The sequence below is a fragment of the Gilvimarinus gilvus genome, from assembly GCF_030518155.1.
GTDB classification, from domain to species: domain Bacteria; phylum Pseudomonadota; class Gammaproteobacteria; order Pseudomonadales; family Cellvibrionaceae; genus Gilvimarinus; species Gilvimarinus gilvus.
The window spans coordinates 1-379 of record NZ_JAULRU010000233.1 but is presented as its reverse complement, the minus strand read 5'-3'; the positions used below and the strand labels follow the sequence as shown (position 1 = coordinate 379).

The 379-nt window shown below is 46.4% G+C and carries 1 protein-coding gene and 1 pseudogene; both read left to right on the top strand.

What is annotated here, in order from left to right; genetic code table 11:
• Positions 1–6 precede the first annotated feature (6 nt).
• Positions 7–147: pseudogene (locus tag QWI17_RS23595) on the top strand (galactosyltransferase-related protein); the annotation flags it as partial.
• A 21-nt stretch (positions 148–168) separates the two neighbouring features.
• On the top strand, positions 169–379 hold a 211-nt coding region (locus QWI17_RS03225), incomplete at its 3' end, for a hypothetical protein (RefSeq protein WP_302721063.1).

Genomic DNA, 379 nt, shown 5'->3' with positions numbered 1-379 from the left:
CAAAATCTGCGTACAGAGCCAGTACCCTTCAGGACGTTCGCGAGCGGGAACGTAGCTTTCTCGAAACGCAACTTTGACGCTGTAGGTGGCTTTGATGAGCGATTCGTATCTTGGGGCTTTGAGGATACAGAGTTAGGGTATCGGTTCTTCAACTACGGAAAGTATATTGTGCCCGTGATGGATGCGCTTGCCTTTCATCAAGAGCCAGAGGGAGGAGAAAATGAAACAGATCGAAGTGCCGGCAAAGAACTAAGTGGGGAGCTTTTTAGTACGATCTGTCCTTACTACAGACATCTGAGCAAGATAAAGAAAGACTTCCATGAAGTACCTCGCGTATCTATTTATATTCCAGCTTATAACTGTGCGGATACGATATGCG